Origin of the sequence: Caballeronia sp. INDeC2 (assembly GCF_023631325.1) — a bacterium.
Taxonomy (GTDB): domain Bacteria; phylum Pseudomonadota; class Gammaproteobacteria; order Burkholderiales; family Burkholderiaceae; genus Caballeronia.
Map to the genome: position 1 here is coordinate 52,730 of NZ_JALQDG010000028.1, position 24,959 is coordinate 77,688.

29 protein-coding genes are annotated in these 24,959 nt (G+C 61.4%); 19 read left to right on the plus strand and 10 right to left on the minus strand.

Going from position 1 to position 24,959, the window contains the following annotated elements; all coding sequences use genetic code 11:
* The first annotated feature begins 120 nt into the window (after nt 1-120).
* Together NCS28_RS17855 and NCS28_RS17860 are read left to right on the plus strand one after the other, a co-directional pair.
* Nucleotides 121-912, plus strand: a complete 792-nt coding sequence (locus NCS28_RS17855; protein ID WP_250515094.1) for a TerC family protein — start codon at nt 121-123, stop codon at nt 910-912.
* A 384-nt stretch (nt 913-1,296) separates the two neighbouring features.
* Entirely contained in the window at nt 1,297-2,811 is a 1,515-nt protein-coding gene (locus NCS28_RS17860; RefSeq protein WP_250515095.1) for a hypothetical protein, read from the plus strand.
* A gap of 3 nt (nt 2,812-2,814) precedes the next feature.
* Here the strand turns inward: NCS28_RS17860 and NCS28_RS17865 are convergent, their stop codons facing one another.
* Nucleotides 2,815-4,425: a Na+/H+ antiporter gene (locus NCS28_RS17865; RefSeq protein WP_250515096.1), complete on the minus strand. Its 1,611-nt coding sequence runs from the start codon at nt 4,423-4,425 to the stop codon at nt 2,815-2,817.
* 135 nt (nt 4,426-4,560) lie between these two features.
* On the opposite strand from NCS28_RS17865, the gene NCS28_RS17870 reads away from it, so the two are divergent.
* The 10 genes from NCS28_RS17870 to NCS28_RS17915 all read left to right on the plus strand — a co-directional run bounded on the left by NCS28_RS17870 (nt 4,561) and on the right by NCS28_RS17915 (nt 11,817).
* The gene (locus tag NCS28_RS17870; RefSeq protein ID WP_250515097.1) at nt 4,561-4,785 is read left to right on the plus strand and encodes a hypothetical protein; all 225 of its coding nucleotides are present in this window, start codon (nt 4,561-4,563) and stop codon (nt 4,783-4,785) included.
* Nucleotides 4,786-4,895: 110 nt separating this feature from the next.
* Nucleotides 4,896-6,746, plus strand: a complete 1,851-nt coding sequence (locus NCS28_RS17875; RefSeq protein ID WP_250515098.1) for a glycoside hydrolase family 15 protein — start codon at nt 4,896-4,898, stop codon at nt 6,744-6,746.
* Nucleotides 6,747-6,800: 54 nt separating this feature from the next.
* Nucleotides 6,801-7,430: a dihydroxyacetone kinase subunit DhaL gene (dhaL, locus tag NCS28_RS17880; protein ID WP_250515099.1), complete on the plus strand. Its 630-nt coding sequence runs from the start codon at nt 6,801-6,803 to the stop codon at nt 7,428-7,430.
* A 22-nt stretch (nt 7,431-7,452) separates the two neighbouring features.
* Nucleotides 7,453-8,442: a dihydroxyacetone kinase subunit DhaK gene (gene dhaK, locus NCS28_RS17885; protein WP_250515100.1), complete on the plus strand. Its 990-nt coding sequence runs from the start codon at nt 7,453-7,455 to the stop codon at nt 8,440-8,442.
* A gap of 152 nt (nt 8,443-8,594) precedes the next feature.
* Nucleotides 8,595-8,843: a DUF1488 family protein gene (locus NCS28_RS17890; RefSeq protein WP_250515101.1), complete on the plus strand. Its 249-nt coding sequence runs from the start codon at nt 8,595-8,597 to the stop codon at nt 8,841-8,843.
* A 53-nt stretch (nt 8,844-8,896) separates the two neighbouring features.
* Entirely contained in the window at nt 8,897-9,133 is a 237-nt protein-coding gene (locus NCS28_RS17895) for a hypothetical protein (protein ID WP_250515102.1), read from the plus strand.
* Nucleotides 9,134-9,306: 173 nt separating this feature from the next.
* Nucleotides 9,307-9,732 (plus strand): ribbon-helix-helix domain-containing protein, encoded by a 426-nt coding sequence (locus NCS28_RS17900; protein WP_250515121.1) that lies wholly within the window; start codon nt 9,307-9,309, stop codon nt 9,730-9,732.
* Nucleotides 9,733-9,766: 34 nt separating this feature from the next.
* Nucleotides 9,767-10,837 (plus strand): extracellular catalytic domain type 1 short-chain-length polyhydroxyalkanoate depolymerase, encoded by a 1,071-nt coding sequence (locus NCS28_RS17905; protein WP_250515103.1) that lies wholly within the window; start codon nt 9,767-9,769, stop codon nt 10,835-10,837.
* A gap of 140 nt (nt 10,838-10,977) precedes the next feature.
* Nucleotides 10,978-11,322, plus strand: a complete 345-nt coding sequence (locus NCS28_RS17910) for a response regulator (RefSeq protein ID WP_284505008.1) — start codon at nt 10,978-10,980, stop codon at nt 11,320-11,322.
* Nucleotides 11,323-11,418: 96 nt separating this feature from the next.
* The gene (locus NCS28_RS17915) at nt 11,419-11,817 is read left to right on the plus strand and encodes a response regulator (RefSeq protein ID WP_250515105.1); all 399 of its coding nucleotides are present in this window, start codon (nt 11,419-11,421) and stop codon (nt 11,815-11,817) included.
* Nucleotides 11,818-11,891: 74 nt separating this feature from the next.
* On the opposite strand, the gene NCS28_RS17920 is transcribed toward NCS28_RS17915, so the two are convergent.
* From NCS28_RS17920 to NCS28_RS17950, 7 genes are all read right to left on the minus strand, one after another.
* The gene (locus NCS28_RS17920) at nt 11,892-12,767 is read right to left on the minus strand and encodes a manganese catalase family protein (RefSeq protein WP_250515106.1); all 876 of its coding nucleotides are present in this window, start codon (nt 12,765-12,767) and stop codon (nt 11,892-11,894) included.
* Nucleotides 12,768-12,989: 222 nt separating this feature from the next.
* The gene (locus NCS28_RS17925; protein ID WP_250515107.1) at nt 12,990-13,166 is read right to left on the minus strand and encodes a hypothetical protein; all 177 of its coding nucleotides are present in this window, start codon (nt 13,164-13,166) and stop codon (nt 12,990-12,992) included.
* Between the two features lie 59 nt (nt 13,167-13,225).
* Nucleotides 13,226-14,110 carry a DUF2382 domain-containing protein gene (locus NCS28_RS17930; RefSeq protein WP_250515108.1) on the minus strand — a complete coding sequence of 295 codons (885 nt, stop codon included), beginning with the start codon at nt 14,108-14,110 and terminating at the stop codon, nt 13,226-13,228.
* Between the two features lie 51 nt (nt 14,111-14,161).
* Nucleotides 14,162-14,638 carry a YsnF/AvaK domain-containing protein gene (locus tag NCS28_RS17935; protein WP_250515109.1) on the minus strand — a complete coding sequence of 159 codons (477 nt, stop codon included), beginning with the start codon at nt 14,636-14,638 and terminating at the stop codon, nt 14,162-14,164.
* Nucleotides 14,639-14,668: 30 nt separating this feature from the next.
* Nucleotides 14,669-15,385, minus strand: coding sequence for a hypothetical protein (locus NCS28_RS17940; protein WP_250515122.1), 717 nt, complete (start codon nt 15,383-15,385; stop codon nt 14,669-14,671).
* Between the two features lie 376 nt (nt 15,386-15,761).
* Nucleotides 15,762-16,328, minus strand: a complete 567-nt coding sequence (gene phaP, locus NCS28_RS17945) for a TIGR01841 family phasin (RefSeq protein WP_250515110.1) — start codon at nt 16,326-16,328, stop codon at nt 15,762-15,764.
* A gap of 223 nt (nt 16,329-16,551) precedes the next feature.
* The gene (locus NCS28_RS17950) at nt 16,552-17,592 is read right to left on the minus strand and encodes an extracellular catalytic domain type 1 short-chain-length polyhydroxyalkanoate depolymerase (RefSeq protein WP_250515111.1); all 1,041 of its coding nucleotides are present in this window, start codon (nt 17,590-17,592) and stop codon (nt 16,552-16,554) included.
* A 375-nt stretch (nt 17,593-17,967) separates the two neighbouring features.
* Here NCS28_RS17950 and NCS28_RS17955 point away from each other — a divergent pair, with 375 nt between their 5' ends.
* The 6 genes from NCS28_RS17955 (at nt 17,968) to NCS28_RS17975 (ending at nt 22,565) form a co-directional block, all read left to right on the plus strand.
* Complete coding sequence (locus NCS28_RS17955) at nt 17,968-18,612, plus strand: hypothetical protein (protein ID WP_250515112.1); 645 nt, start codon at nt 17,968-17,970, stop codon at nt 18,610-18,612.
* A gap of 35 nt (nt 18,613-18,647) precedes the next feature.
* A complete protein-coding gene (locus NCS28_RS17960) occupies nt 18,648-19,169 on the plus strand; it encodes an NUDIX domain-containing protein (RefSeq protein ID WP_250515113.1) in 522 nt (173 codons plus the stop codon).
* Nucleotides 19,166-19,444, plus strand: a complete 279-nt coding sequence (locus tag NCS28_RS33360; protein ID WP_350029800.1) for a DUF3253 domain-containing protein — start codon at nt 19,166-19,168, stop codon at nt 19,442-19,444. The genes NCS28_RS17960 and NCS28_RS33360 overlap by 4 nt, the downstream gene beginning before the upstream one ends.
* A 156-nt stretch (nt 19,445-19,600) precedes the next feature.
* The gene (locus NCS28_RS17965; RefSeq protein ID WP_284505014.1) at nt 19,601-21,463 is read left to right on the plus strand and encodes a thiamine pyrophosphate-dependent enzyme; all 1,863 of its coding nucleotides are present in this window, start codon (nt 19,601-19,603) and stop codon (nt 21,461-21,463) included.
* 78 nt (nt 21,464-21,541) lie between these two features.
* Nucleotides 21,542-22,003, plus strand: a complete 462-nt coding sequence (locus NCS28_RS17970; RefSeq protein WP_250515115.1) for a GNAT family N-acetyltransferase — start codon at nt 21,542-21,544, stop codon at nt 22,001-22,003.
* 61 nt (nt 22,004-22,064) lie between these two features.
* Nucleotides 22,065-22,565 carry a flavin reductase family protein gene (locus NCS28_RS17975; protein ID WP_350029801.1) on the plus strand — a complete coding sequence of 167 codons (501 nt, stop codon included), beginning with the start codon at nt 22,065-22,067 and terminating at the stop codon, nt 22,563-22,565.
* A 43-nt stretch (nt 22,566-22,608) separates the two neighbouring features.
* Here NCS28_RS17975 and NCS28_RS17980 read toward each other — a convergent pair whose 3' ends face one another.
* The gene (locus tag NCS28_RS17980) at nt 22,609-23,925 is read right to left on the minus strand and encodes a PQQ-dependent sugar dehydrogenase (protein WP_250515117.1); all 1,317 of its coding nucleotides are present in this window, start codon (nt 23,923-23,925) and stop codon (nt 22,609-22,611) included.
* Nucleotides 23,918-24,304: a DUF2231 domain-containing protein gene (locus NCS28_RS17985; RefSeq protein WP_250515118.1), complete on the minus strand. Its 387-nt coding sequence runs from the start codon at nt 24,302-24,304 to the stop codon at nt 23,918-23,920. The genes NCS28_RS17980 and NCS28_RS17985 overlap by 8 nt, the downstream gene beginning before the upstream one ends.
* Before the next feature lie 211 nt (nt 24,305-24,515).
* On the opposite strand from NCS28_RS17985, the gene NCS28_RS17990 reads away from it, so the two are divergent.
* Complete coding sequence (locus tag NCS28_RS17990; RefSeq protein WP_250515119.1) at nt 24,516-24,686, plus strand: hypothetical protein; 171 nt, start codon at nt 24,516-24,518, stop codon at nt 24,684-24,686.
* Nucleotides 24,687-24,959: the final 273 nt, after the last annotated feature.

Genomic DNA, 24,959 nt, shown 5'->3' on the forward strand with positions numbered 1-24,959 from the left:
GGTGGAGTTCAAATGCTTCGAAAAAACCGAAGTGTCGATTCGATTATCGCTGATTTTTACGATCGCGCGTTGCGGCGATCATGGCGCGATACACCCAGTCAATCGAACCTTTCATCGCTCATGGAATACCTTCTCTCGCTTGCCGCCGATCCCGCCGTGTGGGCCGCACTCGTCACGCTGATCGTGATGGAAGTCGTGCTCGGCATCGACAATCTCGTCTTCATTTCCATTCTCAGCAACAAACTGCCCGTCGTGCAACGGGCGCGCACGCAGCGCATCGGCATCATGCTCGCGCTCGTGATGCGGCTCGCGCTGCTCGGCACCGTCGCGTGGATCGCACAACTGACCGCGCCCGTGTTCACCGTGTTCGATCACGCGTTTTCGTGGCGCGATCTCATCCTGCTCGCGGGCGGCCTGTTCCTGGTCTGGAAGGCGACCAAGGAGATGCACCATCACGTCGGAAAGGATCACGACGATGTGCCCGGTGTCGCGTCGAGTCTCAGCAGCATGACGGCGTGGTCGGCGATCGGCCAAATTCTGCTGCTCGACCTCGTGTTCTCCGTCGACAGCATCATTACGGCGGTCGGTATGACGGAGCATTTGCCGATCATGTTCATCGCCGTCATTTTCGCCGTCGCGACGATGCTCTTCGCCGCGCAACCGCTCTCGCGCTTCATCGAGCGTAATCCGACGGTCGTGACGCTCGCGCTCTCGTTCCTGCTCGTGATCGCGATGACGCTGATTGCAGAAGGTTTCGGAACGCACGTGCCGAAGGGCTACATCTACGCGGCGATGGGCTTCGCGGGATTCGTCGAAGGCTTGAATCTGCTGGCGCGTCGCGTGAAGGGCAAGCGGGATGCGAATGTGCAGACGGAAAATCGCTCGCGTCGTCTGGATGGCGTGTCGGGCTGAGCGTCGAACGAACGGCGCGCGCGGCGCTTATCCACAGTTTCCGTGCACAAGCCTGTGGACAAGCAGGGGAGCCGCGCGCTATCGGCATGAAGCAACTGAAGAATTCCGCGGCGCTGCGGCGATAAAGCGAACTCACTGTGCGCCGACTCGCAGTTCACACACTAGCGTGCGGGAATTCGGCTTGCTTCTCACACGTCGAGTGACTACGGTATGCGATAGCGCACGCCCGATTCCTTTCGGTTCCCGAACTAATCCACCGATGAATCGCGCGTTGCGGCCACTGCGATCAATCGTCGAGAGAAAGAAAAGAACAACCGTCGCACGATGAATCCGGCGCGTACCCACGGCCTCGCTTCCTCGGAACGCAGGCGACAGGAGGGAAGAATGAGCCCGCATTGGGAGATCGGCACGGCAAGCGAGGGTTTCGAGCCTATCGCGCCGCGAGCGCTCGCATCCGTCGTGCGGATCGATCCATATATCGTGTGGGCCAGCGCGACGCATTATCGCGATCTGGGCGGCATGCCGCGCGGCCGTGTGCCGATAGCCATCGAGATGAAGCAGGGCGGCGATACCGCGCAGCAGTTCGCGCAAACCATCGAGCGTAACGGCTGGCAGCACTGGATCTGGATGTCCGCGCTCTATGGCGATCCGCCCGCCGCGCTGGAGGCGACGCGCTTCTGCACGGCTCACGTGACGCGCGAGTTCTACGCGCATCTGCATTCCGACTTGGCGGGCAAGTTCGAACGCTTCACGGAAGCGCTGGTTATCACGTCACACGTCGATGCTCGCGCGGATCGCGTGCCGTCCACACATGCGCCCATGCGCGAAGGTTTGGGTAACGCGATCGTCGGCGTATGCGATGAAGACATCGCGTTCACGCATGCGCGTTTCTCGGAGGATGCGGCTGGTTCGCGCACACGCTTTCAATGTTTCTGGAATCAGAACGATGCCGCCGAACCGGCAGCCGGCCTCGGTTACGGAAGCGAGTTGCTCAAACATCAGATGGACGCAATGCTGAACGATGCGCGCCTTCATGCCGAAACGGCACATGCGGCCGGCGGCGCACGCGTGTACGGTTTCGCGCATGACGGCCCGGCGGCCGCCGAGCTCGCGAGCCGCTATCCATCGCGCGCGTTGCGTGATGCCGATGCCGTTCGAGACACGCCCTTGCCGATGATCGGCGTGCAGCTCAAACGGCGCTGCCGCACGATGCGCGACGCGTTGGGCCCCTGTCCCGACGCCGAAGTGCTCGACGCCGTCCGCTATGTCGTGCAGCGCGCGCAGGACATTGGCGGGGCGGCGTGTCATGCGCTCGTCAGCCTGAACGCCGGGCATGTCGCGTGGCAGCAGGACGGCAGCTCGCTCATCGAAGGCGCGCTCGACGAATTGATGGACACCGGCGCGTGCTCCGTCGTGCTGCCATCGGGCAACGCCGATCTGTCGCACTGCCGCGGGGCGCTGAAAATCGCGGAGCGCGCGGAATCGGCGCTGCGCTGGCCCGTGCGCGCGCATTACGCATCGCCGAGTCTCGCGGAGATCTGGTGTTCGGGCGATGCCGGCGCGCCCGCCGTCGATGTGCAGATCGTGCCGCCCGACGGCGTCGCGAGCGCGTGGCTCACGCTCGGCGACATCGGCACTTATACGCGAGGCGGCGATGCGATTTGCACCGTGGTGCATCTCGGCCGCGGTGCGCGCGGCGACGGGCACATGATCCTCGTCGCGCTCGCGCCGACCGCGGCGCGCGGCGGCATGCGTCGCGCGGCGGCAGGCGAATGGCTCATTCGCCTGCGGAACAACGCCCGCGCGACGCTCACCGCTTACGCGTGGATGCAGTGCGACGAATCATCCGACGAGACGCCGCTCGTCGTTCAGTCGCATTCACGCGATGGCGGCAACTAGCGCTCAACCGCGCGAATGGAGCGCGATGATCTCCTGAAGATCGAGGTCGTGCTCCAGCGAATGCAGCAGTTCATCGTGAATCTCGCCTGAACGATGCATGCGCAGCAACTCCGCGCGCCCGGCCGCGATTGCGGCGAGCACGACGTCGTAATGTGCGTGGCGCGCGTCTGTCGGAAATTCCTCCATGTCTTCGAAACGCTTCGTGAGCCCCGCGCGATACGTATATTGCTCGAGCAGACGCGGATGGATCACGTTGCCGTCGGCGTCGTGCACGAGCGGCTGAATCGCGGCCAGTTGCGCGGTTTCCATGCGCGCCCAGGCCTGCGGTTCGGTGAGATGCCGCGACGAGCGCTCGTGGCCGCGCGTCAAAGAAAGCAGGGCGATGAGCGGGCCGATAGTCGCACCCTGCAGAAGCACCGTGACGAGGATCACCGCGAAGCCGGCGAAAAGGATGAGATCGCGGCCCGGCATCGACTCGGGCAAGGAAAGCGCGACGGCGAGCGTCACCACGCCGCGCATGCCGGCCCAGCTCACGACGGTGGCCGCGCGCCAGTCGGGAACGGCGACGCTGGCTTCGCCGAGGTCCGCGCGCTTGCGTCCGGTCACGGTCCACGCGATCCATTTCACGGCCTCGACGCCGAACACCCACACGAAGCGCGACAGGATCACGACGGCGATCACGGCGACCGTGGCGGGCCCGAGCAGCGAGAACGCATCGCCGACGCCTCCGAGCCGCACCGCGATGCCGCGCAGCGACAAGCCGATCAGCACGAACACGAGCGCCTCCAGCACGAACACGACGACCTGCCAGAAAGCCGTGCCGCGCATGCGCTGCGCCGCCGTGAACACTTCGTGCTGATGCCAGCCGACGACCATGCCGCACGTGACCGTCGCGATGACGCTCGACACGCCCAGTTCTTCGCCCGCGATATAGCTGACCCAGGAGGTGAGCATCGACGTGGTGATGACGAGATAGTCGTCCTCGAGCGCGCGCATGATTCTGACGGCGATGAAGCCCGCGACGATCCCGACGATGACCCCGCCGATCGCCAGCCCCGCGAAGCTCGCGACGGCGCGCGGCGCGCTGAACACGCCGCTCATCGCAGCGACGAGCGCGAAGCGGAACAGCACGAGGCCCGCCGCATCGTTGAGCAGGCTTTCGCCTTCGAGCAGCACCATCAGACGGCGCGGCAGCGCCACGCGTTCGAGCACGGCCTTGGCGGCGACGGCGTCGGGCGGCGAAACGACTGCGCCGAGCGCGAAGCACGCGGCCCACGGCAGCGCGGGCACGACGAGATGCACCGCGATGCCGACGACGAGCGTCGTGAACGCGACCGCGCCGATCGCGAGCAGCAGGATGCCGCTCAGATTGCGCTTGAAGTCGTCCCACACGAAAAAGTACGCGCCGTACATCAGGAGCGGCGGCAGGAACACGACGAGCACGAGTTCCGGGTCGAGCTCGATACGCGGCAGGCCCGGCACGAAGGCCATCGCGACGCCGCCGACGAGCAGCGCGGCCGCGGGCGGCAAGCGCAAACGCTTGGCGAGCACTTCGAGCGCGATGATCGCGATCAGCGAAACGAGCACCAGATTGAAAGCCGTGGCGGCGTGCATGGATTGTCCTCGGGTTGCGGTGAATTCTTGTGCCGAAATGCGCGGCGGCCCACGCAGACGCCATGCATCGCGCTGCTACGATCGACGTGGGGCCGGGCCGCGAGCCGGGGTCATCGTATCTGAAAGGAAAAGAAAATGAGACGAAAGTCGTCGGGCGTGGCGGTGGCGGCCGTGTTGGTGGGCGTCGCCGTGGCGGCCGTGCTGTATATCGCGAGCTTCGGCAGGTCGCGTCACGCGGATGCGCCCGTGCCGGCGCCTTCCGCGCTCGCCGCGCAAGACGCAGCCGCGAGTGCCGCTGCGTTCGGGAACGCGCCGAAGCAGCCCGAAGCGACGCAGGGCGATCGAACCGCCGCGCGCTGATGCGCGGCGTCCAGTCTTTGTCGCAGCCAACGAACCTGTCACGCTCGACAGGAATATTACTTGCTCGCCGCCTGACGATGCCAATTAAGGCTCGCCGGGAGCAAATAGCGATGGGACACCATCCCCAGCAGGTTCCAGCCGCCGTGTTGCCCGTCGACGGGCGCGGCATGATCGGCAACATGAAGACGGCGGCGCTCGTGTCGCTGTGCGGCGCGGTCGACTTCATGTGCTTTCCACGCATCGACTCGCCCACACTTTTCGCCGGGCTGCTCGACCACGAGCGCGGCGGCGCTTTCTCGATCACGCCGCGCACGCCGCATGCGAACCGCCGTGCGAACGTCAAGCAGATGTATCTGCCGGAAACGAACGTGCTGCTCACGCGTTTCATGACCGGCGAGGGCGTGTGCGAATTGCTCGATCTGATGCCGGTCGCGTCGAATGCATCCCGCGCCGATGATGTGCCGAATTGCGTGCTGCGCATCGTGCGGCTCGTGTACGGGCGCATGACGCTCGACGTGCGCTGCGACCCGCGCTTCGACTACGCGCGCGCAAAGCACACGGCGCAGGCGGTGGAGAAGGGCATCGACTTCATCTGCGCCGATGGCTCCCCGCCCGTGCGCCTCGTCGCGAACGTGCCGCTTGCAATCGACGGCCAGGCCGCGTGCGCCACGCTGGATTTGGAGGCGGGCGATTGCGCCTGCTTCGCGCTCGGCGACGCGCACGGGCTCGCCGGCATCGAGTCGAACCACGACGCGATTCTCGCCGACACCATCGAGTACTGGAAGCAATGGTCGGCGCGCTCGACGTATCGCGGGCGCTATCGCGAAGTCGTGCTGCGCTCGGCGCTGACCTTGAAGCTCTTGAGCTCGGAGGAATTCGGCGCGATCGTCGCCGCGCCGACCTTCGGCCTGCCCGAGGCGCAGGACGGCTCGCGCCGCTGGGATTACCGCTTCACCTGGATACGCGACGCCGCCTTTTCCGTGTACGCGCTGCTGCGCCTCGGCTACACCGGCGAGGCGGAACGCTTCATGAAATGGATCGCCGAGCGCAGCCGCGATTGCAGCACGCACGGCCAGTTGCGCGTGATGTATTCGGTCGACGGCAACGACGCGCTCGCGGAAAGCGCATTGACGAGTCTCATCGGCGAAGTGCCGGGACGCGTGGTCGTCGGCAACGAGGCGCGCGATCAGACCCAGCTCGATGTCTACGGCGCGCTGCTCGATTCGGTCTACCTCTACAACAAATACGGCGCGGCCATTTCCTACGATGGCTGGCGGCACGTGACGCGCACGGTCGATTACGTCGTCGAGCATTGGCGCGAAGCCGACAATGGCATCTGGGAGTTTCGCAACGGCACGCGCGCGCTGCTGCATTCGCGCCTGATGTGCTGGGTGACGGTGGACCGCGCGCTGCGGCTCGCGGAGAAGCGCTCGCTGCCCGCTCCGCTCGCGGACTGGTTCCGCACGCGCGACGAGATTCATCGCGATATCCACGAACAGTTCTGGAACAACGACATCAAGAGCTTCGTGCAGACGCCCGGTTCGGCCACGCTCGACGCCTCCGCATTGATGATGCCGCTCGTGCGTTTCATCGGCCCGAAGGATCCGCGCTGGATCGGCACGCTCGATGCGATCGGTCGCGACTTGCGCGTCGATCCGCTGATTTTCCGCTATACGCGCGGCTCGACGCTCGACGGCTTGCCCGGCACGGAAGGCGGCTTCTCGGCCTGCTCGTTCTGGTATGCGGAGGCGCTCGCGCGCGCGGGACGTGTGGACGAAGGGCGGCTCGTCTTCGAGAAGATGCTCGCGTATGCGAATCACGTCGGGCTCTTCTCGGAGGAAGTGGCGACGAGAGGCGAGGCGCTCGGCAATTTTCCGCAAGCGCTCACGCATCTCGCGCTCATCAGCGCCGCGTACCAGCTCGACAGGAATCTCGATCGCGTGCACGTGCCCTGGACCTGATCGATCTGCGTGTATCCTTTCAGCTCACTCTGAGCGTGGACGGAGGACGGGCGGATGAACGGCAAGACGGTCATGGCGTGCATCGACGCGGCGCAGGCGTCGCTCAAGGAACATGCCGACGAAATCGCCTCGCTCGATCAGGCGATCGGCGACGGCGATCACATCATCAATCTGCTGCGCGGCATGGCTGCGCTCACAGGCATGCGGGCGCAGATCGAAGCCGAAGCCTTTGCGCCCGCGCTCAAGCTCGCGGCGACGAAGGTGCTGTCGACGGTCGGCGGCTCGTCCGGGCCGCTCTTCTTTTCGATGCTGACGGGCATGGCGAAGACATCGACCGGCGATGCCGGCGTCGCCGGTTTCGCGCGCGCGTTCGCGGCCGGCGTCGATGCCGTCGGTCAGCGCGGCAAGACGGGCACCGGCAGCAAGACGATGATGGACGTGCTCATTCCCGTAGCCGAACGCTTCACCGCAATGGCCGGTGCGGGCGCTTCGAAGAACGACGTTTTGACGGAACTGCCGCGCATCGCGGAAGAAAGCATGCTCGCGACGCGCGACATGCTCGCCACGAAGGGCCGTGCATCGTTTCTCGGCGAACGCTCGCGCGGCCATATCGATCCGGGCGCGCGGTCGAGCCAGCTCATGATCGAAGCCGTCTGCGCGCGACTCGCGCAAGGCGATGCCTGAATACGAAAAAGGAGCAGGGGACATGAAGAAATTCATCAATCGCGTCGATGATTATCTGACCGAAAGCCTCGCGGGCTTCGCCGCGGCGCATGCGGATCTCGTGACGGTCAGTTTCGATCCGCTCTACATCGTGCGCAACGCGTTGAAGCCGGGCAAGGTCGCGATTATCTCGGGCGGCGGATCGGGTCACGAGCCGTTGCACGGCGGCTTCGTCGGACACGGCATGCTCGATGCCGCATGCCCCGGCCAGGTGTTCACATCACCGACGCCCGATCAGATGATGGCCGCGGCGCAGGCAGCGGATACCGGCGCGGGCGTGCTGTTCATCGTGAAGAATTATTCAGGCGACCTGATGAACTTCGAGATGGCGTCCGAGCTGTGCGAGATGCCGAACGCGTCGGTGATCGTCAACGATGATGTCGCCGTCGAGAACTCCAGCTTCACGACCGGACGGCGCGGTGTCGCGGGCACGGTGATCGTCGAGAAGCTCGTCGGCAGTTTCGCGGAAACCGGCTCCGATCTGCAGGCGTGCCGGGCGTTCGGCGAGCGCGTGACGGCGCGGATCGCATCGATGGGCGTCGCGTTTTCGAGCTGCACGGTGCCCGCCGCGGGCCGGCCGACATTCACGCTCGGCGACGATGAGATCGAGATCGGCGTGGGCATTCACGGCGAGCCGGGACGCCGGCGAGCCAAGTTCGAAACGGCGAACGCGATCGCGGATGAATTGCTTGCCGCGATCGTCGATGATCTGAAACCCGCGGCGGATGCGCCGTTGCTTTTGCTCGTCAATGGCTTGGGCGGCACGCCGTTGTCGGAACTCTATCTGCTCTACCACGCGGCGCGCACGTGGCTCGATGGGCGCGGCTTGAGCGTCGCGCGCTCTCAAGTAGGCGCGCTGACGACATCGCTGGAAATGGCGGGCGCGTCGATCACACTCTGCACGCTCGACGACGAAATGATGAGGCATTGGGATAGCCCGGTGCACACGGCCGGACTGCGTTGGGGAATGTGATCGCGAGGTCATCGCGGGTGGCTCAATAAAGGATTTCACGCGGCGGGAAGGGTATATAGTGGACAGACCGGTCTTTCAGAGGTCGTCATGCGATCAGAAATCAGGAAAGCAGTCTCCGTCATGGCATTTATCGACGGAATCAGAGGCTGATCGTGGCGCTCTATTTTCCGAATCCGAGCCGAAGCTACGATGCCGCCCGGCATTGCGTCTTTTTCTGGGGATATGACGAGTCGAAGGAAATCACGTTCGAGGTCGGGAGTGCAACGCTTAAAGGCCTGCAACCCGCGCTCGGATCCGACGAACGGTCCTATCTCGTGGCATTCGACGAATTCCGCGAAAAGCTGCTTGAGATCGCGCAGAAGCGCTACGTTCGCGGCCCGCAGAATCGTTATTCGATTTGATGAACCGCTGAGGCGTCGCTAATGGCTGTGCAAGCCGATCAAGGTTTCCCTTCATGCACCGACTGATCGAGTATCGCGGGTTCGAGATTCATGTCGAATTGACTCCAGCCGAAGAAGACACGTTCGACGTGACTATTCAGATCAAAGGCGGCACCAACCTCGGCGTGCTCGGCGCGCGAGGAGACCGCATACCGGTGCGCAATGGGCCCTTTACAGAACGATGGGCCTATCTCGTTGCTGAAATTGCCGGACAGGCCGCGATAGACGTGTTGCTTGGGCCCGCTGACTGACCCCTCTCTTTTTTCGACCGATAAACCGCGCCGTCACGCTACGCCCCTCGCGGACGTCAGCGCTTCCCCAACGCGTCCTAAATTTCCCAGCCGCTACCAAATAACTGTTGACGGCGTCGTTCCACCAGCCTATAACCATCCATATGGATGGCGACAGGAAGGAAATCACGACTATGGCGAAACAGGAAGTTATCGACACCGGACGCTCCCGAGGCGGCGAAACGGAAAAAATTACGATCAATCTCGGTCCGGTCGACTTGGGTCAGATCGATTTGCTCGTGGAAGAAGGCTTTTATTCGAACCGGACTGATTTGATCCGCACGGCGATCCGCAATCAGTTATCGGTTCACGCATTGGTCGTCAAGGAAACTGTGACGCGACGCGAACTCGTGCTGGGCCTCCAGTATTTCTCCAAACGGGATCTCGAAGCGGTGCGCGCGGCGAACGAGCGCCTGACTATTCAGGTTCTCGGACTGGCCAGCATCGCGAACGACGTCTCACCCGAACTTGCACTTGCAACGATCGACTCGATCCTGGTGCGCGGTGCATTGCATGCACCGGCGGCCGTGAAGGCCGCGCTGGCGGATCGAATCCGCTAATGCCGCACCGAACCCTATACAAATGGTAAATACGATGAAACTCAATGAAGGTTTTCTAGATTCGATGAAGGAAGCATTCGCTCACTTTCGCGAGAGCGATCCCGCCGCCGCCACGGAGGTGATTCAGCGTGCCTTGCGCGGCGCGCCCGCTCAGCCTGCGCCGGCCGCGCAGGAATCGACAGATGTCGAAACACGGGCGTCCAAATTCGCCGATATCCTGCAGAAGTTCGGCCGTGGCAGCCCGCATAAAAGCAAACCCGAAGCCGAAGATCGCGGGCATTTCAGCACGCGCACTTGTTCCGGCGCCGCGGGCCAGCGCAATTACAAGCTTTACGTGCCGAGCGGATATCGCAATGAGCCGCTGCCGCTCATCGTCATGCTGCACGGCTGCACGCAAGACGCAGACGATTTCGCCGTGGGCACGCAGATGAATGCGCTCGCCGAGCAACACGAGTGCATCGTCGTGTATCCGATTCAGCCGCAGGGCGCGAATCCGTCGAAATGCTGGAACTGGTTCAAGCCGACCGATCAAAACCGCGAAAGCGGGGAGCCGTCGCTGATAGCGGGAATCACGCGGGAGGTGATGGCGAGCCACAAGGTGGATTCGAAGCGCGTGTATATCGCTGGCTTGTCGGCGGGCGGCGCGATGGCGGCAATCATGGCGCAGCGTTATCCCGATCTATACGCGGCTGCAGGCGTCCATTCGGGTCTTCCTGCCGGCTGCGCGCACGATTTGCCGTCCGCGCTCGCCGCAATGCGTGGCGGCAAAGGCCCCGCACACTCGCGTTCGGTGGATGCACCCAAACGCCCGCTCATCGTCTTTCACGGCGATGCGGACACGACAGTGCATCCTTCCAACGGCAGGGAACTCGTGCGCGGTTTCAGCGCGGCGGGCCAGCCGTCAGCAGGGCTCGCGGCGGCGCGCAAGCACACCGTCGTGCAACTGAAGTCGCCGGACGGCGTGCCTGCGGAACTGTGGACCATCCACGGCGCGCCGCATGCCTGGTCGGGCGGCAACCCGCGCGGCTCTTATACCGATCCCTCGGGACCAAACGCGAGCGCGGAAATGGTGCGCTTCTTTCTTGCGCATCCGCTCACACAGTAAGGGGCATTTTGCGCGGCGGAGAAAGGACTCCGCGCGTGGTCCGCTTATTGCGCAAGCGACATTAGCGTCAGGGACGGTCCGATTCCGGCTGAACCCGAAATCGACCTGACGCACGACGGATGCCTGCCTCGGTGATTAATATGCGCGTCCTTTTTGTAGAAAACGATATGCGGCTGTGCGAGGCATTCAGAGACCTCGCGATATCGCTCGGGCACGTTGCCGATGTCGCCTACGACGGCCATCAGGCGCTGCTTCTCGCACGAGAGCACTGTTACGACACGATCTTCCTCGACATAGGCTTGCCGGATGTCGATGGTCGCGAGCTCTGCAGGCAGTTGCGCGCGGCGGGAGCGAGCAAGCTCGCATGCGTGGTGGCGGTGACCGGCGACGAGCGGCACGTGCGCGAGCAGTCGGAACATTTCGATGGCGCGTTTCTCAAGCCGCTCACGGAAGAAGGGTTCAAGGCAGCGCTGGGTGCATGCTGACCTGATGCGTCGATCGCGCGACCAGAATGGCTGAACAAAACTAATTCATCGGGAATGCTAAGTGCGCTTACTACTCCAGACACTACGGAGGAGACAATGCGCACGTCCACAGCACCTCGGCTTCTCCTCGCTGACGACGACCGCGTGGCGCTCGACGCTTGCGCGGCCATGCTCATGCTCGAAGGATTCGACGTTCACACGGCTATGGATGGCTACGCTGCATTGACAGCGATCCAGACGTGGCATCCCGATATCGCCATGCTCGATATAGAAATGCCCGTGATGGACGGGCGCACGGTAGCGCGTAACGTTCGCACAATGGATTCAACACGGCCGACCTTGCTGATCGCGTTGACGGCCTTGACCTCGCTCGCGGATCGATTGGCGTCGATACAGGCAGGCTTCAATTATCACTTCACCAAGCCCGTTCAGCTCGATGCGCTTTTGCGAACGCTCGATTTTCATCTTGATTCGTCGCGCAGGTTGCATCGGTAAAACACTTCAGCGTTCCCAATGAGAAGCGGCCCTCGCGGGCCGCTTCGTTATCTTCCTATGCGCTAAGCCGCGAGTCAGGCAGCTTGACCTGCTCCGAGTTCGGCACCCGTGACCGGGTCGCTGCTCGGGTCCGACGCCGTGCGTGCCGCCATGGCTTGTAGCGTTTCCACATCCGCCGATGTCACCGTGACCGTCGCCAGGCCATCGCCGCCGTCGACAGCGGGTTGGGGCTTGTCGACGAACGTCCACTCCGGTCCCTCGTTCCACGGGCCACGCGTGCCGGCTTCTTCGCCTTGCGACATCTTGTAGTACACGCCCGCGAATTCCGGCACGCCGGGAAGCTTGCCTTGCGGGAAGTTCGGCTGAATCGAATGAAGCGCTTTTTCGAATGACTTCTGATGCGCAATTTCACGCGTCATCAAGAAGCCGAGCGTATCGCGAATTCCCGCATCGTCGGTCACGTTGATGAGGCGCTCATAAACGATCTTGGCGCGCGCTTCGGCCGCGATATTGGAACGCAGGTCGGCGGTGGGTTCGCCGATCGTATCGACGTATGCAGCCGTCCAAGGCGTGCCGGCCGAGTTGATCAAAGCGGGGCCGCCGCCATAGAGCAGAGACGTGGTGTGCGAGTCGTTGCCGCCGCCCGTCATCGAGCGATAGAGCTCTGCCTCGCTCTCGACTGCCTCGGCCAACTGGCCTTTTGCGCCCTTATTCAACATGGCGATGATCGAACCGATGATTTCCAGGTGGCTCAATTCTTCGGTGGCGATATCGAACAGGAGATCCTTGCGGCCCGGATCGTCTTCGCCCACTGCCTGCGTGAAGTAACGGCAAGCAGCGCCGAGTTCGCCTTGCGGTCCGCCGAACTGCTCCAGAAGAAGGTTTGCGAGGCCGGGATTGGGCGCCGCTACGCGCACCGTGTATTGCAGACGCTTGTTGTGAATGAACATGGTTTTTTCCGTTAAAGAAAGCTTTCGCACTATGCGTGAGACGTTCATCGCTCGATGAACGTTTCTCGCGAGCGACGATGTTTCGCCGAGCGGTCCCGCGTCAAAGTTGACGCGGCACGCCTTCTCATGAAGGCGCTCAGTTCTCAAAGCGATTGTCGCTTTGGCGTGGTTGCATCAGTTGCTGAAGGGTTTATGTGGGGAGAGGTGACTGCCGCAAAAGAGTTATCGACTTACTTTGCGCTTTCTGGGTTTGTCGGGTGTAAGCGCCGCGGTCCAGAAATCGACGACACCGCGTTTCGCTGCGGCGTTCGCGCGACCTCGCGCCGATCCGATCACCTTGTTCGCACCGCTCAACCACATGCTCATGAACGGATTCTTCTTCGTCCAGGGATTTTTCATGGATGCTCCTCTGAGCAGGCGAGCGCCGAACATATAGTGGAGCATCGCCTTGTCTTGACTTATACCGATTTCGTCGATGTCTTGATGATCGGATCGTCCGCGCTCTGCACGCTACGCGGCAGTTCCGACTCCGTTGCGCTCCCACCGACACGCTCGACCTCGACGTCCGTGCCGCGCAACGTCTCGTTGATGGTTTCCGTGCGTTCCGTGGCCTCGCGTCCCACGACGACTTCTTCGATCACGTGAGCCGTCTTTGCCACCACCGCATGCTCGGCCGTCTCGCGAATTTCCACCGAACCTTCCTTCAGATCCGCTGCCGTGGCAACGCGATCCACGGGGCGCCGCTCGATCGTCGCGTGTTCTTCGCGCAGATTCACAGACTCGGAGACAGGCGTTTCCGTGGCACGGGAATAGACCCGCACGCCGCCGGTTTCCACTTCGCGCTTGCCTACATCGAGCGATTCGCGCGTCACAGCGAACGCTTTGCGATCTGCTGCGACTTCATCCGGTGTGTAAGGCTTGGCTGTCGCGTCGAAGCCTGTATAGCCGTTGCTTTTCCATTGCGCAGCGCGCTCATCGACATCGACGGCACCTGCCTCGTGCATCGTCGAGCGAACCATCCCGACGTGCGCTTCATCGACGACCGTGACGGTCAGCAACGCGCCGCCGCGACGAACCGCTTCCTGATAATGGCCGACTTCTTCCGGCCGATCGTCGGCGCCGAACATGTTGCTGAAGAAGTGTTCGATCTTGCCGAACACGCCGACTTCGTCGGTCGTCGCGGTCGACGTGCGAGCGTCCGATAGAGCGGGGTCGCTCGACGCGCCTTGCTCAGTCGCGTGCACTTCCATGTCGCTACGGTTCAGGCCGCTCTCGACCAGGCGGGACACCGCAGTCTCAGCTTCTTGATACGAGTCGAATACACCTACGATTACCTGGCTCATGTGAAACTCCAATTAGTTAGGCAGCCTGAAGGCCAGCCGGGAAGATGAAATCTATACAGCGGGATTTGAAGCGGACTCGCCCACGCCTGAGGACGGTATCGCGGGGTCCGCAATCCAGTCTCCAGCTGATCCGACTCGTCTTTCTACGACGACTTGCTGACGCTGCACCTCTGCGACGTGGACCGCAGTCTCCGTGGAGACGACGGTCGTAATACGTAGCTCTTCCTTGAGCATCAGCTTCAGTTCAGTGACCGGCACGTACTCGAAGACGGGCACGATCAAAGTGTCGCCCTCGTTGCGCGGGGCAAACTGAGCATCGACGAATTCGTTGATTGCGACGCGCTCTATCTGGACTGCACTGCTATGCAAGACGACGGGAAGCTCACGCAGTTCGGTATGGGTGACAGTGCGAACGCGAACAGCGCCGGTTTCCTCTTCGCGGGCCGAGAGCGCAAGCCGCTCTTCGCTCGCGACCAGCGTGCCCGACTCAATGCCGACGTTCTGCGTAGGTTCCACGTCGCCGCTCATATCCGTGCTCCGGTTCGCAAGATGGGTCGTTCAGTGCGCAGGACGATTGCTGGGAATGGTGCGTTTCGGCGACCGGGCGGCGTCGCCTTCATATGCGGCACCACCAGCGTCCTCGATCGGCGGCTGATGACGAAAGCCCGCGCCGCCGGAGACGATGGCGATGATCATGCCGACCACGAGCGCTGCGAACGAGAACCACGAGGCACGTGCGACGCCGCGTGCTGCCGTGTCGGCGGCCTGGCGCGCGTCGGCTTCAGCTTGCGGGCTGGATGCCATTGCTGTCGCCGATGCCACCGCGCCTTGCACTTGTGCTTTGAGCGAACCCATCATTGTTCCACTGGCTGCGGACGGACTCGCTGCGGCCGTTGCAGTCGTTGCCGTCGATGCGACGCTGCCCGCGGCGCTGACCGCGCTTCCCATCAGCGACGTGGCGCCGTACGCCATCACGATGATCATCACCGCCCAGGCGAGGAGGCCGTGAAGCCAACCCAACACCGGCGCGCATCGACCGGCGAAATATGAACCGACGAACACCGCGATCACCGTCATCACGATCATGTAAGCGCCCGAACCGAACGCGAAACCGCGCGAGGGATCGGGTTGAGTAAGCGGCGACAGAATAGATGCGCCGATTGCGGTTCCGAGTACCGTAAGGATCAGATAAGCGATGAGGGAGAGGATGACCCCGGCGATGACGGCACCCCATGAGATACGGGGAAGACCGTCTTGTGTAGTGAGTAAGCGCATTTTAGTATCCGTGAAGTTAGGAACCCGAAACATGTGATATTTCGGATGTGGGAGTTCAGACTAGTAGCGCAAGGGCTATTCCCAAGTGGCGCGGAGGACGGGGTGGGGCGTTATCTGCAAGCTTCTGCCGCTTCGAAGAGCGCAAATAAGCGAGTTCTGCTCACGAGAGCAAGATCGAAGGGATTAATTGCCCAAGGCGCGTTAAGCAGCGCGGCGCCGGGACCCTTCCGAGCCGAAGCATGTTTCAAGGACCTGGAACGGCGTGGTGTCACGCGACGGCGGCTTGACGTGTTGATCGAGCACAGAATACGAAGACCCGCTCGTAAGCGGGTCTTCTTTGCAGCGGTTCGTTCTCAAACAGCTCAACAGCAAATGCTTAATGCTTTTGATTCGGCTTGTTCATCGACTGTATGGCAGTGTCCACGCTGGTCTTCATGGCATTGCTTGCGACCGCCACATTGGACTGCGTTTCCTTAGCAAACGAATCTGCCGCGTTGGCCGTCGCCTCGACAGAGGCGGTGGTCGCTTGCTTCAGGTTCGTTTCCAAGGCCACAGCAGCCTTTTCCGACGCCTCGGACGCTTGATCGACCGCAGTCTTGAACATCTCGTTCATGTGACCGCCGTATGATTCGAACTGGCTTTGCGCCTCTCGTGCCACTTGTTCGCCTGTCGCCGAAACGATCGCGCAAAAATGCCTGCTATACGATGCCGCTTTTTCCGGCACTTGCGTAAGCAATTTCGATTGCCATTCGCTCACGTCGCTTGCATTTTCAGGCGCTCGTTGAGTTACACCCTCGTTTTCGGAAATGAGCGTTCTGATCGTTTGCACATTCAGTTGCGTCAGTTTCTGAAAACCGTCCATATACTTATCGGTTAAGCTCATCCACGCCTGAAAACGGGCTTTCTGAAAAGATGCCATTTGTTGCGGGGAAAATAAAAACATGGATTGCTCCGTTGAATTTTAGGCGGGTTTGGAATTCTGGAATATGCGGATAATTGGTTGCTGCACCGCACAGTGAAATTCACTCTACAGCATTAAATTCGAGCGTCAAGGCTTATTTCATCTATCCGACAACGCTCGTATTTTTTACGCTGCCCCGTTATCTTTGCGTCCTCGAAAGCGTCAAAAAGGTATAAACGACCCATTTAATCATGGCGCGGCTCTTCTATCGCGCGTCCGTGACGGCTTCAAAGAAACGCATCATCTCTCGCGCGGCATGCGGTCCGCGGGCATCCGTATGTGTGGCGTTCGGGTCGCCGCCCGACCAGGCATGACCCATCCCATGGATCAGCCACTGTTCGCCGAAAACCTCGCCGCCGCTGCGACGAAACGTACTACGGGTGTAGGGATAGCCTTGCTCCACTTGGCCGAGCTCCGTTGTGACCGATGCGCTCGCCTCATCGGCGCCGAGCATCAGGCTTTGATGCATCTGCATCAGCACTTCGGCATTCTGCGGATGCACTGTCGTGTCCTTATCGCCATGAAAGACGATGAGCGGCACCGAACGTCCCACGCCCAGGGCGTCGCGCGCGGTGCTCAGCTGGGCGGCGGAGGTTCCCATCCTCATTGCGGCCATCGCGGAAAACGCTTCGTCCGCGACGCCGAAGGCCAAGCCGGAATGAAGCCCCGCCGCCGCGTAGAGGTCGGGATGAGTGACTGCAAGGTTCACGGCCATCGCAGCGCCCGCCGACATTCCAGCGATAAAAACGCGCCTCGGGTCGATCTCGTAGGACGCCATCACTTCGCGGGTGATTCCGGCGATGATCGACGCTTCGCCGGTATCTCGTACCTGATCGGCGGGCCGAAACCAATTCCAGCATCGGAACATGTTGGCGCTCGTTCCCTGCTCGGGATAGACGACGATATAACCGCCGCTTTCAGCAGCGTGATTCATTCCGGTGCCGAGTGCAAAGTCGTCGGCGTCCTGGCTCGCGCCGTGAAGCATGACGATCAGAGATGTGGGTTCGCCTCGATAACCCGACGGTACATAGACCTTGAAATCGTGTACGCCTGTGGAATGAGAAAACCGACCGGAAAGCCATTGGGGACCGCGAGTCGTTTTGCCTTGTATCTCCACCGAGTGAGGATCGAGCAAGTCGTTTTTGGCAGCGGCGCTAACGAATAGGCCGATGTGGGGAACCGATGAGCTTTCGAACGGCGGATGACTCGAATTGCTTCTTACGGCTGCGAGGTTGATATTTTTCATTGGACTCTTTATTTTGAAATGGCTTGAACTCGGACCAAGCGTGGATTAGATAGGGACGTGTCACAGCTGCCATTGCTTCCCAGGGCTAAGTGCGCGGCGGTTGCAGCGATTGACGTTTTATCTTTGATATCATCCTACTCGCGTTTACCCTTAACGCGATTGTGCAAAAAAAATACTTACTAATACCGGTCACAAGGCGCCGAGGTGCTGCTCGTAGGCGGTCAAACGGTCATCGTTTCCGAGGATCGCATTTGATGTCGAGAAATCGCGCGTTCCACGCGGACGGAGCAGAATACGATCTTGTACAGGGCAGGTTCCGGCTTCGACAGTCATGGCCAAAGACGTCAGCAAAACAACCCTATTGCAGAGAATTCGATGAAAAAAGGAAAGACGAAACTTACCCGCGAGGATGCCGAGCGGCTTTTCGAGGGCCTGCCTGCCGGGACATCGACGTCCGCGAGTCGGCCAGCGAATCCATTCGGCGATGATTCGTTTGTCGTAGCCAAGCGTGTCGACGACGAAGCGAAACTTTGGAAAGACAATCTCATCACGCTTCCAGTCACGATCGAGTTGCCGAGCGGCTACGAGTCGGCTTCGCGCATGCGTGAGGCGCTTGCCCGCGCATGGCGCGTGAAGTGGGTGAGGGTGACTGACAAGGAAGTCGTCGCCGACTTCCCCGAGGGCTGGAAAGCCGTGCGCCCGGAAACCGGACCCACGCAATTGCGAGATCCATCCGACGTGGTCCGCGCCGTGTACGGCTGGGCAAAAGATGCCGAGCTGAGGGTCTTGCCGCGCTATCTGGTCGAGTCGCAGGCGAACAGTTCGAGCGGATTGGGCAGCTTGATCGTCCGCGATCGCGGGACCGGTCAGATCCTCGAGAGATCATCGGTCTGGTCGGCTCAAACCGGTACGAATCACCCGGAATGGACCAGGCTTTCGACGTGGCTCAACTCGCGCTATCCAGACAATCGAAATCCGCTGCGGTATTGGGAAGACTGTGAGGCGAACATCTCACACTGAACAAGCTTGCTGTGAGACGACCGAAAAAGCTTCCTATGATCGACAAGAATAGCGCCCTTACGCCGAACCTCGAGCAAGCGCGATCCACGATGTTTATCGACTCTGTGTGGCGTATGCTGCTTCGCCTTGGATTTCGGCTCGCTCGCGCATGGTGGCATCTGCGACGGCCAGACCATGAAGGCGCGCTCGTGGCGATCTACGTCGCGGGGATGCTCTTACTGGTGAAGTCATCGTATCGGAACGAGTGGAATTTGCCAGGTGGTAGCGTCAGCCCTGGCGAGACGCCTTATGCGGCGGCGGTGCGCGAACTGAAGGAAGAGATTGGCCTCTCGTCACATTCGTTACGTCCGGCGGGTAGCGCCTGCGGGATATGGGACGGACGACGAGACACCGTGCATTTCTTTGAACTGCACCTCGATTCCATGCCCGAATTGCGGCTCGATAACCGTGAGATTATCGCGGTGCATTTGGCATCGCCGGAGGAAGTGCATAGCGTCGCTCTGACAGACGCGGCCGCAGCATATTGCCGGCCCCAGCTCGAAGGCAATACACGATGACCATCACGGATCTCGACATCGAACGTTGCGTACTGGAACTGCTCAGCAGCCGCGCTCCAACAAGCTCAATTTGTCCATCGGACGTCGCGCGCACGCTTCTTTGCAACGAAGACGAATGGCGCGCATCGATGCCCAGAGTGAGGCAAGTCGCAGCGCGCATGGCGCGCGAAGAAAGGGTCGTAATCACGCAAGGCGGATCGACGCTCGATGCCGATCCAACGATTCACGGCCCGATACGGCTGCGGCGTGGAGCGAAATTCAGCGCATCGAAATAACGACGCGTGCTTCAACGCTTGAAAGCGTCGTTAGAAAACGAGGTGATCTGTAAGGCGAGCTGCTTGCTTGCGTGAAGGAGGGCGGCTATCCATCCCGGCCGACGAAACCGCCTCGCCATAACATGCGGCGTATCGGCTACTCAGGCGGAGCACAAGATGGGCTCAAACTTCTCCTTTGATCCAGACGAGCACGCTCGGTTACTGGACGCTCCCCGCTCTGCACAACGCCGCTCGGTCATAACCGCCGCGGCACTTGGCGGCGCGACCTTATTAGCCGGCAACTTTTCATCCGCGCAAGCGCAGACATCGCCGTCCGCACGCGGGCAAGCGCCGAATCGCGAGCGTCAGCCGCAATTCGACCCCGCGAGCGACGCGACGACATCCGACATCATCGTGCAGACGTTGCTTGCGTGGGATGTCGATCATGTCTTCGGCATCGTCGGCGACGGCATCAATCCGTTGATCGAAGCGCTGCGCCGGCACCAGGACCGCATTCGCTACGTAGGCGTTCGTCACGAGGAAGCGGCCGCGTTCATGGCATCCGGATGGGCCAAGGCGACCGGGCGGCTCGGCGTGTGCATCGCGACGACCGGACCGGGCGCCGTGCATCTGCTGAACGGCCTCTACGATGCGCACATGGACGGCGCGCCCGTTCTCGCCATCACCGGTCTTACGTTTCACGATCTGCTCGGCACGCGCTTTCAGCAAGGTGTTCAAACAACCGCGCTGATGGCCGATGTCGCGCTCTATAACGTGGCCGTGACGGGCCCGCGTCATGCGCTGACCGTGACCGATATCGCCTGCCGTCATGCGCTCGGCAACCGAGGCGTAGCGCATCTCACGATACCGAAGGACGTCCAATCGCAGCGTCTCGCGGATGACAAACCGTCCACGGAAAATCACGGCGTGCGCACGTCGACGGCGTGGAGCCAGCCGGCGGCGGCGCCGTCGCCGTATGATCTGCGCGCCGCGGCCGATGTGATCAATGCGGGTCATCGCGTCGCGATCATTGCCGGGCAGGGCGCGCTCGGCGCAACCGACGAATTGCGGCAACTGGCCGGGCTGCTCAATGCGCCCGTCGCGAAGTCGCTGCTCGGGCGCGCGGTCATGCCCGACGACTCGCCTTATTCGACGGGCGGCATCGGACATCTGGGCACGGTGCCGTCTGAAGAGGCGATGCATCGTTGCGACACGTGTCTGATCATCGGCACGACGATGCCGTGGATCGATTCGTATCCGAAGCCGGGCGCGGCACGCGGCGTCCAGATAGACGCGAAAGCGGACCGCGTTGGCTTGCGGTTTCCGGTTGAAGTCGGCCTCGTCGGCGATACGCGGGAAACGCTGCGCGCGCTGCTGCCGATGCTGCGTCCGAAAGATCCGGAGTTCCTGCATGAAACGCAGGCTAGTGTCGCGCGCTGGAACGCATTGCTGGACCGCGTCGCCGCCGTGGACCGAACGCCGCTCAGGCCGCAATCCGTCATCCGCGCGATCAGCGATGCGCTGGCGCCCGATGCGCTCGTCTGCCTCGATTGCGGCGCGAACACGCATTTCGCGGCGCGTTTCCTGACGATACGCTCGGGCCAGCAGCTCGTCGCGACCGGCATGCTCGCGACGATGGCGCCGGGTCTGCCGTTCGCGATTGCCGCGCAACTGGCCTATCCGGGCAGACAGGTCGTGGCGATCGTCGGCGATGGCGGCTTTGCGATGCTGATGGCAGAGCTATCGACGGCGGTCCGGTACGGCTTGCCGGTCAAGATCGTGGTGCTGCGCAACGATATGCTCGCGGAAGTCGTATTCGAGCAGAAGGAGCTCGGCAATCCTCCATACGGTTGCGAACTAGGCGGCATCGATTTCGCACAGGTGGCAATGGCATGCGGCGCGGACGGCTTTCGATGCGCGAACCCGCATGAAGTGAGGCCAGCCATCGCGTCGCTATTGGGATCGTCGAAGGCGGCCGTGCTCGAAGCGCGCGTGGATCCTGCCGAGCCAGTGACCACGCCGGAGAAGCTGAAGGTCTGATTGGCGCCTGTCGGAATGCTCGTTGCTACAGAGATCAACGGAAAGAATCTTCCGGCTCCTTTCGATATAGAGGCAAGCATGACCGACTTCGAGACTATCTACATCGGCAGCGAAGACCCGGACTCGCTCGACGCACGCATGCTATGCGACGAACGCTCGGCCTATCTTGCGGTGACGACAGGGCAGGGCGCGCAGCATTGCATCGCGTATAGCGATCTGCGAAGCATGCGCGCCCGCTTCGTGCTCGCGAGAAACTCGATGGGCGAAGCAATGGGATGCGGGGCGATTCGACGGCAAAGCTATCACGTAGCCGAAGTGCGGCTCTTTTATGTTCGGCTGCAATATCGCGGCCTTGAAGCGACTTTGCTGTCGTATCTGGAAGAGCAAGCGCGCATGCTTGGTTATCACCGGATAAGGCTTTTCGTGACGCCGGCCGAGCGGAGTGCCTCGCGCGCCTGCGAGAGCAGCGGTTATCGTCGCATGTCGGATGATCCAGCCGTGTGGTTTGAAAAAGCGTTGGTTGGGTTCGTGCATCAATGATTATGTCGATCAACGAAGTCACGGGGCAGGCTATTCAGAGGGCGATGTTATGGCTAACGGCTTGGCGGATCTCTTCCGGCGACTGACGACAGGCGTCCATGTGATCGGCGTCGCGCGCGGCGAGGTGCGGAATGCTTTCACGGCGAGCTCCGTCGTCTTGGTCTCCTTTCGCCCTCTGCTTGTGGCGCTCAGCATCAATCCGGCACACGCTTCCTATGCAATTCTGAAGAGCGGGCGAGTCTTTGCGATAAATGTACTGCGCGCGGAACAGCAGGCATTGGCCGCGCACTTCGGAACACGATCGGGCCGCGAGGTCGATAAGCTATCGTCGACACCATGGCGAGCGGGTCTTACGGGCGCGCCGCTATTGCTCGACGCGCTCGCGTATTTCGAGTGTCAGACAGTCACCGATGTCGAGGCCGGGGATCATCGATTGATTGTGGGCCGAGTAGTCGACGGAGCGGTCCTGGTTCCACATGCGCGACCCTTGCTATATGCCACGACTGGTAATCTGGATCAAAGCGCCGATCTTTATCCGACGGAGTTTTGTCGACTCGAGTAAAGTGCGCTTCCGCAGACCTGCGTGGGAGGGGAGGTGTTCGCAATCAACTGCCCGCGCCCGTCACACGCCACACTGCGTTGCCGACATCATCGGCAATCAACAGGCCACCCTGGCGATCCTGCGCCACACCCACAGGCGCGCCATACAATTCCTTCTGATCCGCCGATGTAAAGCCCGTGACGACATCCTTCGGCGAGCCGACGGGCTTGCCGTTATCGAAGGCCACGTACGAGACTACATAGCCGCTCAACGGCGTACGGTCCCAACTGCCATGCTCGCCGATAAATGCGCCGCCGCGATACTGCGCCGGGAGATTGTCGCCGGTATAGAAGGTCAGTCCCAGTGGCGCGACATGCGAGCCGATCGCGAAGTCCGGAGCAATCGCCTTGGCGACCAGGTCGGGACGTTGCGGCTGTGCGCGCGGATCGACATGCTGGCCGTAATAGCTGTAAGGCCATCCGTAGAAGGCATGCTCCTTCACTGAGGTGAGATAGTCGGGCACGAGGTCCGCGCCGATTTCATCACGCTCGTTCGCGATTGCCCACAACTGGCCTGTCTTCGGTTCCCATTGCAGTCCGGTCGGATTGCGAATGCCGGCCGCATAGATGCGGCTTGCGCCTGTTGCGGTATCGACTTCGAGCACATCCGCGCGACGATACTCGACGTCCAGACCGTTCTCGCCGACATTGCTGTTCGAGCCGACGCCCACATACAGCTTCTTGCCGTCACGACTCGCGAGCAAGGATTTGGTCCAGTGATGGTTGATCGTGTCGGGGAGATCGGCGAGCTCGACGCCGCGCTCGTTGATGCTCGTTTCGCCCGTCTTATAGGGAAACTTCAGGATCGCATCGGTATCGGCGACATAAAGCGTGTCTCCGACAAGCTGCATGCCGAAGGGCGAATGCAGATTGTCGATGAACACATGCCGCTCCCATTCGCCGCTGCCATCGGCCGACTTTCTCAACAGCGTGATGCGATTCGCGCCTTTTGCCTTCTTACCCGACTTGCTCTCGATCAGTCCCGCGATGAGTTGCTTCGGCGTAGTCACGGCCTCTTCATTCGGGCTATTCGATTCAGCCACGAGAACGTCGCCATTGGGAAGCGCATAGACCTGTCGAGGATGCACGAGCGCTGACGCTATCTTCTCGATCTTCAGACCGTCGGCGACTTTTGGCGTGGCGCCGTCCTTCCATCCGACGTATTTCGGCACCTGCATCGGCGGTGCGAAGAAGTTGCGCGCTTCGGGCATGGGTGGATTAGAGCCTGCCTGATGCGCCGCGTCGTATTGCGCGTGTTCGTTGCATGCGCTTATTAGCGCTGAGGTGGCGACGGCGAGCGCGCACGCGGTGTGCTTATTCATGAGCCGCCTCCGCGAGATCGAGCCGGTTCATCGCCATGGCGATATGGGCGATGCTCAGCAGCGCGACGGTGATGACCGAAAGAACGACGTTCTCCGGCACCATCGCATACGCATCGCGGCTATGCACGAATGCGTTGACGATTGTGGCGATAATCGCAAGCAGATTGAGCCAGAAGTCGATCTTCTCGATGCGCGATACCACGTGGCGTCGTTGCACCCATACGTGACCGAGGTTGAGCAGACGAGGAATGATGGCGATAAGCAGACCTGCGGTGACGAGCCACGCCGCGCCTTTGCCCCAGAGCACGTTACGGGTAGTCATGTAAGTGATATCGAAGATCAACGTGCCGACGAAGAGTCCATAGGGGATGGGATTCATAAGTTCGAAGATGGCCGGGGCTATCCTCGATGGATGTCTGGTGATGGCGGGTCTGGCGGACATGACATTGCCTCTGGAAGTCGAAACCGATGCGGTCGTGTCTGCATCGTTTATGCCTGAGTCCTTCGATTGGCTGACGGTCCGTTCGCGGAGTTGCCAGGCATGCGCACTGCTGCGTTTTATGAGGCGCGGTAGCGCGTGAGGAGCAGATATGAAACGGTTCGTGGCTGCAACGCTTTTGATGATCCCGCTCGTCGTCGGCATGGCGGGCTGTAAAAAGGCGCACGATGCTGGGAATGACAGCATGAGCATCGGCGGTAGCAAGATTGAGAGTTCTACGTCGGCGCTAGCGAACGGGGCTTCGGCGGGAGAGCATTATTAGCCGATGAAGCGTGGCGTTGTCGCTTGCGATATTGATGGACCCGCGTGGGTGCAAGCTGATGCATTCACGGACTGCGCGTTGCGTGTTCCATCACGGGATGAAACGGCACACTGCTAAAAAGCTCTGACAACAATGTCACGGCCAGATTGAAATGTCGGGGTGCGGGCTAAATACAGATGTCGTATCTATCCAAGGATTTTGCTCTCACACGGTGTTGAAGATGCAGGGTCGAACGGGCAGGGCGCGGGTGCGTCGACTTTCCCGTTTGCTGAG